Source organism: Halostella litorea, from assembly GCF_004785955.1.
Lineage (GTDB): Archaea > Halobacteriota > Halobacteria > Halobacteriales > Natronoarchaeaceae > Halostella > Halostella litorea.
Map to the genome: position 1 here is coordinate 697488 of NZ_SJER01000001.1, position 9530 is coordinate 707017.

Annotated in this window: 11 protein-coding genes and 1 tRNA gene; 7 read left to right on the forward strand and 5 right to left on the reverse strand. The window is 70.1% G+C overall.

Translation table 11 applies throughout. The annotated features are described in order from the left end of the window. Nucleotides 1–66: 66 nt before the first annotated feature. A complete protein-coding gene (locus tag EYW40_RS09100; protein ID WP_135821295.1) occupies nt 67–741 on the forward strand; it encodes an alpha/beta hydrolase in 675 nt (224 codons plus the stop codon). Nucleotides 742–951: 210 nt separating this feature from the next. Here EYW40_RS09100 and EYW40_RS09105 read toward each other — a convergent pair whose 3' ends face one another. The 3 genes from EYW40_RS09105 to EYW40_RS09115 form a co-directional block, all read right to left on the reverse strand. After that, nucleotides 952–1347: a DUF5811 family protein gene (locus EYW40_RS09105; RefSeq protein WP_135821296.1), complete on the reverse strand. Its 396-nt coding sequence runs from the start codon at nt 1345–1347 to the stop codon at nt 952–954. A gap of 61 nt (nt 1348–1408) precedes the next feature. Then, nucleotides 1409–1885 (reverse strand): pyruvoyl-dependent arginine decarboxylase, encoded by a 477-nt coding sequence (locus tag EYW40_RS09110; RefSeq protein ID WP_135821297.1) that lies wholly within the window; start codon nt 1883–1885, stop codon nt 1409–1411. A 66-nt stretch (nt 1886–1951) separates the two neighbouring features. Then, nucleotides 1952–3130, reverse strand: coding sequence for a KaiC domain-containing protein (locus tag EYW40_RS09115; RefSeq protein WP_375137155.1), 1179 nt, complete (start codon nt 3128–3130; stop codon nt 1952–1954). A gap of 191 nt (nt 3131–3321) precedes the next feature. On the opposite strand from EYW40_RS09115, the gene EYW40_RS09120 reads away from it, so the two are divergent. Together EYW40_RS09120 and mptA are read left to right on the forward strand one after the other, a co-directional pair. Next, nucleotides 3322–4146, forward strand: coding sequence for an NAD(+)/NADH kinase (locus tag EYW40_RS09120; RefSeq protein ID WP_135821299.1), 825 nt, complete (start codon nt 3322–3324; stop codon nt 4144–4146). A gap of 72 nt (nt 4147–4218) precedes the next feature. Continuing rightward, complete coding sequence (mptA, locus tag EYW40_RS09125) at nt 4219–5160, forward strand: GTP cyclohydrolase MptA (RefSeq protein WP_135821300.1); 942 nt, start codon at nt 4219–4221, stop codon at nt 5158–5160. A 367-nt stretch (nt 5161–5527) separates the two neighbouring features. Here mptA and EYW40_RS09130 read toward each other — a convergent pair whose 3' ends face one another. Further along, nucleotides 5528–6331 (reverse strand): TrmB family transcriptional regulator, encoded by an 804-nt coding sequence (locus EYW40_RS09130; protein ID WP_135821301.1) that lies wholly within the window; start codon nt 6329–6331, stop codon nt 5528–5530. A gap of 82 nt (nt 6332–6413) precedes the next feature. Continuing rightward, a complete protein-coding gene (locus EYW40_RS09135) occupies nt 6414–8081 on the reverse strand; it encodes a DUF255 domain-containing protein (RefSeq protein WP_135821302.1) in 1668 nt (555 codons plus the stop codon). A 99-nt stretch (nt 8082–8180) separates the two neighbouring features. Here EYW40_RS09135 and EYW40_RS09140 point away from each other — a divergent pair, with 99 nt between their 5' ends. The 4 genes from EYW40_RS09140 to EYW40_RS09155 all read left to right on the forward strand — a co-directional run bounded on the left by EYW40_RS09140 (nt 8181) and on the right by EYW40_RS09155 (nt 9529). Next, a complete protein-coding gene (locus EYW40_RS09140) occupies nt 8181–8678 on the forward strand; it encodes an FxsA family protein (RefSeq protein ID WP_135821303.1) in 498 nt (165 codons plus the stop codon). Between the two features lie 71 nt (nt 8679–8749). Continuing rightward, nucleotides 8750–8823 (forward strand) — tRNA-Ile (locus EYW40_RS09145). A 171-nt stretch (nt 8824–8994) separates the two neighbouring features. Further along, nucleotides 8995–9204: a DUF7563 family protein gene (locus EYW40_RS09150; RefSeq protein ID WP_202614489.1), complete on the forward strand. Its 210-nt coding sequence runs from the start codon at nt 8995–8997 to the stop codon at nt 9202–9204. Between the two features lie 67 nt (nt 9205–9271). Next, nucleotides 9272–9529, forward strand: a complete 258-nt coding sequence (locus tag EYW40_RS09155) for a DUF7386 family protein (protein WP_135821305.1) — start codon at nt 9272–9274, stop codon at nt 9527–9529. Nucleotide 9530 lies beyond the last annotated feature (1 nt).

Consider the following 9530-nt stretch of genomic DNA (forward strand, 5'->3'; position numbering starts at 1 on the left):
ATCCCGTCCGCCACCGATCCACACACCCCCGAACCACTTATCACAGACCGTTAGGTACTCGCACGGGTGGGAATCGAACTGTCCGAACTGGAGTTCGGCGAGGAGACGTACGAGGGCCGACTGAACCGTCCGGAGGGCGACGCCGAGTCCGACGTCGGCGTCGTGATGATCCCCGGCGCGGGACACGGCCCGTTCGGGAACATCTTCGACATCGTCGCGTACGAACTGGCCGGGACCGGCAGGCACGTCTTCCGGTACGAGAGCTGGGAGGACACGGACGAACTGGAGGCGAAGGCGTTCGGCGACCTCCGCGCCGAGGTCAACGCCGCGGTGGCGCGGCTTCGCGACGAGGGCTGCTCCGAGATCCACCTGATCGCCAAGAGCTTCGGCGGCGGGATCGCGCTCACGCACGTCCCCGACGCCGTCGATCGGCTCGTGCTCTGGGCTCCCGCAGTCGAACTCGTCGAGGGGAGCGTCGACCACGCCGACGACGAGCGGATCGGGGACACGGAGGACCTGCCGATCGCGGTCGGCACCGCCGACCTCGAAGCGATCGACGTCCCGGTCCGGCTGCTCGTCGGCGACGAGGACCGCGGCGTGTCCCCCGAGGAGTGCGAGCGCATCGCCGGGGCCGTCGGGGACGGCAACGTGACGGTGCTACCCGGCGAGAACCACTCGTTCAACGAGAACCGGAGGGCGATCGTCGCGGAAACGTTCGACGCCCTCGCCGTCGACCGCTAAACCGGCCCGTCCTCCTCGTTCTTGGTCGCCGGAGCGGCGTACATGGAACTGGACGCGGTAGAGCGGTCGTGAAACTGGGTGTCGCCGTCGAAGTGGGAGAAAGACCCCGCGGCCGCGAGGACGCGCCAGTACTGGATCGGGCTGAGCGCGGCCGGCGTACTCGCGGGGATAGGACTGTTTTTCGTGCTGTTCGGCGTGACGGCGGAGGCGCTATCGAGCGGTCGGCGTGACGCCTTCCTGCATCGCCTGCTTGACCTGCAGGGCGGCGCTGGCGGCGAGGCCGCGGGCGACCTCGTCGCGGTCCTCCGCGGCGATCAGGTCCTCGCCGTCGAGGTCGTCGCGGTCCGGGGTGAAGCCGGCGCTGACGGGGTGACCGACGGGAGGGCGGACGGCGACGGTCGCCTGCGGACCGGCGGAGCCGTGGGAGATCTCCGAGTCGACGACGTACTCGCTGGGGAGAAACTCGCGAGTGCGGGCGGCGATGCGGGAGACGTCCTGACGGAGCGCCCGCTTCTGGTCGGCCGAGAGTTCCGGGAGGTCGGCTGACGCGCGCTTGCCGGCCTGTGTGATCCCCGGATTTCCGGCGTACGGCGTGTTTCCGTTCATGAGAATCTCGCTACCGCGGATAGGGTGGCCCCGGATAAAAAGCGTTCGGCCGGGACAACGTTCAGAAAATCGACGACGACTCGCCGTAGACCGCGAGCACGACCGCGGCGGTGTACATCCCCGGCTCGGCCGGCGCGGTGGCGACCTCGTGGCGGACCTCGCCGAACGTCCAGTCGCGGAGCTCCTGCCCCGTGGAGAGCCCTTCGACCACCCGGTCGCGGACGTCCTCCGCGCCCGTCTCCCCGGCGGCCTCGTAGAACAGCCCCGGCCCCTCCTCGGAGGTCGCCCAGGCGAGTCCCGCGCTGGCGCGGCCCGGCCCCGCGACGGTCGCGCGCGCCTCCACGACCGTCAGGCGCTGGCCCGCCGGGCCCAGATCCGGCGCGGTGCCGACCGCCTCCACCTCGGCGTCGGCGGGGATCACCGACGAGACGGGGACGAGGTTGTAGTTGTGGACGTGCGCCTCGGCGAGCGCGGCGTCGTACGCCGCCATCTCCGTGGGTCCCGTCGCCGTGCCCCGGACGACGCGGATCGCGTTCATACCCGGGGATGAGGCCCGCCGGCGTAAGGCGTTGCGGTTCGGAGTCCGCCCGACGAACGCAACCGGTCAGAAGATGTTCGCCTGCCGGTAGACGCTGATCCCCTCGTTGGTGATCTCGTAGGGCTTGGTCTCGCGGGAGTGGTTGGCGTCGCGGATCTTCTGGATCTCGACGGCCAGGCGCGTCTCGCGGAAGTCCGAGGGGCGGACGTACTGGAGGATGAACACGGCGTCGGTGAGGTACTCGACGATCCCGTGGCGGGAGGCGTAGGCGCTGTCCTGGCTGGCCTCGCTGGTCAGCATCGTCGTCACGCCGGCCCGTTTGAGGCTCTTGGTGAAGTCGTATATCTCGTTGCGGCGCGTGGCGCGGTCGTCGTACATCATCTCCAGCAGCGAGACGGAGTCGAGCACGAGCCGCGACGCGCCGAACTCATCGATGAGCCGCGGCAGTTCGCTCCGGATGGAGGCGAGGCTGTTTGCCATCTCGATGGGATCGATGTCGACGACCGCGAGCCGTCCCTCGTCGACGTACTCGTCGAACGCCCACCCCTTCTCCGTGGCGCTGTTGACGACGCGGCTGCGGCTCTCCTCCAGCGTGATGTAGATCGCCTTCTCTCCCTGGGACAGCGCGTGGTTGAGGAACTGCAGGCCGAACGTCGTCTTCCCGGTGCCCGCGCTCCCGATGGTGACCATCAGCGAGCGCTCGGGGATGCCGCCCTGTATCATCTCGTCCAGCCCCTTGATGCCGAGTTCGATCCGCGGCAGTTCGGACTCGAACTCCTCCTCCTCGAACCCCTCGTCGAAGCCGCCGCCGGTGCCGAACTCGGCGTCGAACCCCTCCATGCCGAACTCCCCGCCGCCGCCGACGTCGAACTCCGCGCCGAGCGGGTCGCCGTCGGCCTCGTCGAACCCGTCGTCGACGTCGAGCGCCTCGCCGAACCCTTCGGCGTCGTCGTCCGGGATGGCGTCCGGGCCCGCGCCGGCCAGCGCGTCGGCGAAGTCGTCCTCGAACAGCGAGCCCCCGTCCTCCGGGTCGTCCGGGTCGTCCGGGTCGTCGCCGGCGTCCGCGTTGGCCTCGTCCGCGGCGGCCTCGGGTGCGGCCCCGCCGTGTTGCTCCGCGGGCGCGTCGGCACCGCCCTCGCCCTCGGCGTCGCCGTCGGGCGCAGCGCCGTCGCCGTCGTCGGACGCGTCGTTCTCGACCGCGCTTTCGAACCAGTCGTCCTCGAGGCCGTCGCTCACACCGACCACCCCCCCGGAGCGGGACACCGGCGGGTGTCCGCGTGGGCGGCCGACCGCGCGACCCTGACGCGGGGAGCCGTGACAGCGTCGCCCCCGGCGCGTTTGTACGCCACCGTGATACGGATCGATTGGCCGCCCGGGATAAATAACGCTTGCTGCCCAACGGGGAGTTTTTCACACAGCGACGGCAACGGCGAGGCATGCACGTCGGGCTCGTCGGGCAGCGCGGCAACGACCGCGCGGCCGCACTCGTCGCCGACCTCCGCGAGACGCTCGCCGCCGACGGCGTCGGCTGTTCCGTCGACGCCGCGACAGCGGAGGCGCTCTCTATCGACGGGGTACCGGTCGACCGGATGGCGGACTGCGACCTCGTGGTGAGCATCGGCGGCGACGGCACGTTCCTCTTTGCGGCCCGGGGCGCGGGGGCGACGCCGATCATGGGCGTCAACCTCGGCGAGGTGGGCTTTCTCAACGCCGTCCCGCCGTCGGACGCGGTCGAGGCCGTCCGCGAGGAGGTCGACCGCCTGCGGGAGACCGGCGAGGTCAGGTACCGCGAGGTGCCGCGGCTCCGGGCGGCCGGCGAGGGCTGGTCGCTCGAACCGGCCATCAACGAGGTCGTCGTTCAGGGACGGCAGCGCGGGCCGGACAACGGCGCGTCGGTGACGGTCGAGGTCGACGGGGCGACGTACGCCGACGGCCACGCCGACGGCGTGCTGGTGGCGACCGGTACAGGGAGCACGGCGTACAACCTGAGCGAGGGCGGGCCGCTCGTCCGGCCGGGCGTCGACGCCCTGGTCGTCACGGAGATGTGCGCCGCGGACGGGATGCCGCCGCTTGTCACCGGCGACGGGAGCGAGGTGACGGTCCGGATCGACGACGCCGAGGTCGGCTACGCCATCAGCGACGGGCGGACTCAGCGGGAGCTGTCCCCGCCCGCGACCGTCCGGGTGACCACCGCGGAGACGCCGGTCCGGATCGCCGGGCCGCCCGTGGACTTCTTCCAGGCGCTCGACAAGCTGGACTGACCGTCGGTCCGGCGCTCGCCAGGACTCCCGGTTTCGAAAGGCCTAATCGGGTTCTTTCCCTAACAGTGTCCGATGAGTGAGCAACTGCCGGACGTGCAGGCATCCAGCCCCGACGTGACCGTCGGGCTGAGTCAGGTCGGCGTCACCGGCGTCGAGAAGCTCGTGAAGATCGCACGGAACGGCAAGCGCCCCATCGTGCTGAACGCGGAGTTCGAGGTGTTCGTCGACCTGCCGAGCTGGCGGAAGGGAGCGGACATGTCCCGCAACATGGAGGTCGTCGACGAGATACTGGAGGACGCGGTGAGCGAGGAGACGTACCGCGTCGAGGACGTCTGCGGCGACGCCGCCGAGCGCCTGCTGGACAAGCACGACTACACCTCGAAGGCCGAGGTGTCGATGGAGGCCGAGTACGTCGTCCGCGACGAGACGCCCGAGAGCGGCAAGCCCACGCAGGGCACCGTCGACATCATCGCGAGCGCGACGGCCACCGAGGACGGCACCCACGAGGAGATCGGTGCCCGCGTCACCGGGATGACGGTGTGTCCCTGCTCCCAGCAGATGATGAGCGGACGCGCCCGCGAGAAGCTCCGCGAACTCGACGTCGCCGAGGACGACGTCCGCGAGTTCCTCGCCGAGGTCCCCCAGGCCGGCCACGCCCAGCGCGGCCACGCCACGCTGACCGTCCAGAGCGAGGGCGCGCCGGAGGTCGACCTGATGGAGCTGATCGAGGTGGCCCGCGACTCGATGAGCGCGCGCATCTACAACCTCGCGAAGCGCCCCGACGAGGACCACATGACCTACCAGGCCCACGCCAACGCGAAGTTCGTCGAGGACTGCGTGCGCTCGATGGCCCAGGGCGTCGTCCGGGAGTTTCCGGACCTGCCCGACGAGGCCGTCGTGACGATGAAACAGTCCAACGACGAGTCGATCCACCAGCACAACGCCCACGCCGAGCGCCAGGTCGAGGTCGGCACGATCCGCCGCGAACTGGCCGAGGACTTCGAGTCCGCGTAAGCCGTCCTTTCTCTCGCGTTCGCTCCCCGTCCAGCCGTCGGTACCACGCACCCCGGCAACTGATACGGTCACGACTGTTTTGGTTTCGACCGTTTTGGTTACCATATCGGTAACCGCATCGGTTACCGAATCGGTCAGGAAACCACCGTCCCTGCCGGTGTTCGACATTACCACGCGGCCAGCGCGAGCGCGCGGCGCGCCTCCGCGCCGCGGGCGAGCGTTCGGGGGAGGGCAGGCACTCGAAGCGTGCGCTGACAACCGTCGGCGTCTTCGCGAACGAAGTGAGCGAAGGCTCGGAGGACGCGGAGCGTCCTCCGGTGGACATTGAAAGGGCGAGGCGCGACTGCCAAGGAGCGCCGAGGGCTTTCTAGAACGAGAGTGGTTCGGCCCCGTCCCACCGCGGCTGGAACGTCTCGTGGACGTCGGCGGCGAACTCGGGGTCCTTGAGGTCAATCATCGCGAACGCCTCGTCGGCGTCGAGCGGGTTGGGGACCTGGATGCACACCTCGATGTCGTCGATGAGGTTGAACGTGCCGGAGATGTCGTCGCTGGTGCGGACGTGGAAGTCGGGGTGGTCCGACAGCGACCGGCGGTAGCGCTTGCCGACCGCCGGCGGGAGCGAGTCGACGAGCCCGGGCGTCATCAGCAGGTCGACCTCGACGCCGCGGGCCAGCGCCTCCTCCAGCTGGTCGGTGATCAGGACGCCGACGTCGCTGATGTCGAACTGCGGGGAGCGGTGGGAGGCGACCATCACGACCCGGCGGTCGGCCGCCGAGAGGCGTTCGAGCAGGAGATCGGTCGTCTCCTCCGGGCCGACGGCGGCGGTCCAGAACTGCTCCTCGACGGGGTCGGCGGCGTCGAGTTCGTCGCTCAGGTCGTCGACGATGCTCTCGTACTGCTCGGCCTTCTCGTCTAACTCGCGTTTCTTGTCCTCGAGCAGGCGGTCGAGCGCGGTCGAGGGCTCGACGGCGACGTACTTCTTCGGCCGGCTAGCCGTCTGGCTCCGGACGAGGTTGTACTGCTCGATGCTGTTCAACACGTCGTAGATGCGGCCCATCGGCACGTCGCTGGCCCGGGACAACTCTTTGGCGGTTGTCGGGCCCGTGTTCAACAGCGCCCGGTACGCCCGCGCTTCGTACTCCGACAGCCCCAGGTCCCTCAAACTCGCCATACGTTCCGTTCTCTAGCTACAACACCATAAACACACCGAAGGTTTGTCGTTCTCGTTACACGAGGAAGCGGCCGCGGGGCGGCTACTGCACGCGGTCCGCGACGAGCGCGGCGAGTTCGTCCGGCGTCGCCGCCGGCTCCGAGACGGCGTCGGGGGCCGCGCCGTCCACGGGGCCGTCGACGACGTAGGCGTTGCCGCGCTCGTAGGCGTCGCCGGTCGCCTCCGGGACGACGACCTTCTCGTGGTCGGCCATCCGTAGCGCCGCGCGGTGGAGGTCCGAGCCGGCGTCGGCCGCGACGGCGACGGCGAGGCCGCCGCGGCGGACGCGCGACGCGACGGCGGCGTAGTGGGCGACCTGCGGGCCGAACCGGTCGCTCGCGCCGGCGAAGGCCTCGACGGCCTCCCGGGCGGCCGTCCAGTAGCGCTCCTTCCCGGTCAGCGCGTGGAGGTCCAGCAGGGCGTCCGCGAACTCGACGTTGGCGTCGAGCGGCCGCAGCGGGCGGTCCAGCAGTGCCGGCCCGGTCGCCGGCCCGTCGGTGAACGACCCCGCCGACCGGAGGTCGTCGAGGGCGTACGCCGCGAGCGTCTCCGCCTCGTCGATGACGTCCGCGCCGAGCACCTGCCGGGCCGTCGAGAGCGCCCTGACGACCCGGGCGTGGTCCGCGAGCAGGCCGCGCTCGCCCGTCTCGTCGCCGTCGCGGTAGTGGACGACGCGGCCGTCCTCGACCAGATCCGCGCGGAGGTGGTCCAGCGCGCGCTCGGCGTACTGCCGGGCGCGCTCGTCGTCGGTGTAGGCGTGGAACGTGAGCAGCGCGTCGACGGCGACCGCGTTCCAGTCGGCGAAGACGGTGTCGTCGACCGGCGGCGCGTCCGCGTCCCCGCGGTCGCTCGGGTCGAGCGTGTAGTACCCCGCGCTCTCCCCGGCGGCCTGGCTCCCGGCGAACGCCTCGCCCGTCCACAGCGTCGTCGTCAGGTACTCCAGCGTCCGCTCGGCCGGCTGACGGTACGTGTCGTCGCCGGTGTAGAGGTAGGCGTTGGCGAACGCCCGAAGCAGGGCGGCGTTCGTGTCGAGCACCTTCTCGTACTGGATCCCGCTCCAGTCGGCCTCGGTCGCGTACCGGAAGAAGCCGCCGGCGTAGTCGTCGAGCAGGTTCGCGCTCACGGCCGAAAGCGACCGCAGCGCCTGCTCGCGCTCCCGCTTCAGCGCGAACTCGACGGTGCGGGGCATCGGGAACTTCGCGTCGGTCCCCCAGCCGCCGGCCGCCTCGTCGTAGGCCGCGCGGAGCCGGCCGACCATCCGCCCCTCCACGTCGTCGGTGAGTTCGCCCGCGGGCGTCTCGTTGCCCTGGACGGCGCGTGGGACGCTGCCGGCGCTCGCCCCCTTCGAGTCCCACATCTTCCGCACGCTGTCTATCACCTGCCGCATCCCGTCCGGGCCGAGGTAGCCCGCGCCCGTCAGCACCTCCCCCTCCGGAGTGAGGAAGACGGTCGACGGAAACCCGCCCATGTTGTACCGCTCGCCCACCCGCGGGTGGCGGTCGACGTCGACCCGCACCGGCACGAACCCGTCGTTGACGTTGGCCGCGATGCGGGGTTCGGAGTACGTCGTCTCGTCCATCTCGTGGCAGTGCGTACACCACGTCGCCGCGAGCGAGAGCAACACCGGCTTGCCGGCGCGGTTGGCCGTCTCGAACGCCGCCGGCCCCCACTCGCGCCACTCGACCCGCGTCGCCGCCGCGCTGTCGTCCATGGCCGACGGGAGGGTGGCCGGCGGCGTAAGGGCTTCGCACCGGCTCCGAACTGCCCCGACTACATAAAGGGTTTTGAGGCCTGACCGGGAAGTACCGGTATGATCTGGTGGCTGCTGGCGCTGCTGCTCATCCCGCTGCTCGACGCGCTGTTTCTCATCTACGTCGCCCTCGAACTGCTCGGCGCGGTCGAGACGGTGCTTCTCGTCGTGCTCACCGCCCTGGTCGGCATGCTCCTCGTCCGCGCCGAGGGCCGCCGGACGATGGCGAAGATCCAACGCTCGCTTGCGGCGGGCGAACCACCCACGGACGCCCTCCTCGACGGCGGCCTGCTCATCGCCGCCGGCGCGTTCCTGCTCACCCCGGGCCTCGTCACCGACGCCGTCGGCCTCCTGCTCGCCCTGCCGCCGACGCGTATCGTCATCCGCGCCGCGCTCAAACGCTGGGTCGTCACGCCGTACGTCGACGAGAAGACCGGCGGCTTCGCCACCGGCAACGTGTATACGTTCGGGTTCCCCGACGCTGACGACGCCGACGAGGACGTGTACGACCTCGACGACGACGCCTACGACGCCGGCTTCGGGGACGACGACCGATAACTGGCCGACGGCGGCGTGGTGCGAGAAGGAAACGCTTAAAGGTTCCAACCGACAACCGTTGACTGCGTTCGGGGCCAATAGCTCAATCAGGTTGAGCGCTCGGCTGATAACCGGGAGGTTCGCGGTTCAAATCCGCGTTGGCCCATCTAATATTTCCCCGCTTACTGACCGAACAGAAGTGGGTCTATCATCCCCTCTTCCGCCACTTTTCGAGGGATGCGCGAAATCCCGAGCACCCCGATTCTGAGGAACTGGGGAGGACTTCTGAGGGCCACCCGCGCCGTCCGACGATACCGGTAGCCGCGAGGTGGTCCGCGTGAACGCCGCCACCGTCACGGGACGGTCGACGTGCGCCCACTGCGATGCCCACGTGTCGGACGGGTTCCGCCGCGTGTACGGCGACGGTGACGACCGCGCCCACCGCTGCCCGGACTGTGACTCCTGGCGGCGGCTGACCGAAGGGAGCGCCGCCGGCCTCGACGTCGAGACGCCCGACCCCGAACAGGCACCCGGCCGGCGTTCATAAAGCACCGCCCGTTCAGTCACCCGCGAACGACGCGAACGAACCCCCCGTGCATACCTTCAGGTGAGCGATGGCCCGGCGCACCAGCCTCAAGATCACGGACGAGCGCGAGCGGCTCCTGGAGGAGGCGAGCGAGATTGTGGCGGGCGGTCCCGACGACGACCCGCCGATGAGCGACGTGCTCGACGCGGCAATGACGCACCTGGTGCAAAGCGAGGAGAACATCCAGGCCGCGCGCGGCGAGGTGCGCCCGGACGTGATTCAGCAGTTCAACACCGATGTAGTGGGGTTGTGGTATCGGACACGAGTTGAGAGTCGCTGGCGGTAAC

Coding starts and splice junctions, on each gene's coding strand:
- EYW40_RS09105 (WP_135821296.1), bottom strand. CDS start 1,347: ATGAACGGAAACACGCCGTACGCCGGAAATCCGGGGATCACACAGGCC.
- EYW40_RS09110 (WP_135821297.1), bottom strand. CDS start 1,885: ATGAACGCGATCCGCGTCGTCCGGGGCACGGCGACGGGACCCACGGAG.
- EYW40_RS09120 (WP_135821299.1), top strand. CDS start 3,322: ATGCACGTCGGGCTCGTCGGGCAGCGCGGCAACGACCGCGCGGCCGCA.
- mptA (WP_135821300.1), top strand. CDS start 4,219: ATGAGTGAGCAACTGCCGGACGTGCAGGCATCCAGCCCCGACGTGACC.
- EYW40_RS09130 (WP_135821301.1), bottom strand. CDS start 6,331: ATGGCGAGTTTGAGGGACCTGGGGCTGTCGGAGTACGAAGCGCGGGCG.
- EYW40_RS09135 (WP_135821302.1), bottom strand. CDS start 8,081: ATGGACGACAGCGCGGCGGCGACGCGGGTCGAGTGGCGCGAGTGGGGG.
- EYW40_RS09140 (WP_135821303.1), top strand. CDS start 8,181: ATGATCTGGTGGCTGCTGGCGCTGCTGCTCATCCCGCTGCTCGACGCG.
- EYW40_RS09155 (WP_135821305.1), top strand. CDS start 9,272: ATGGCCCGGCGCACCAGCCTCAAGATCACGGACGAGCGCGAGCGGCTC.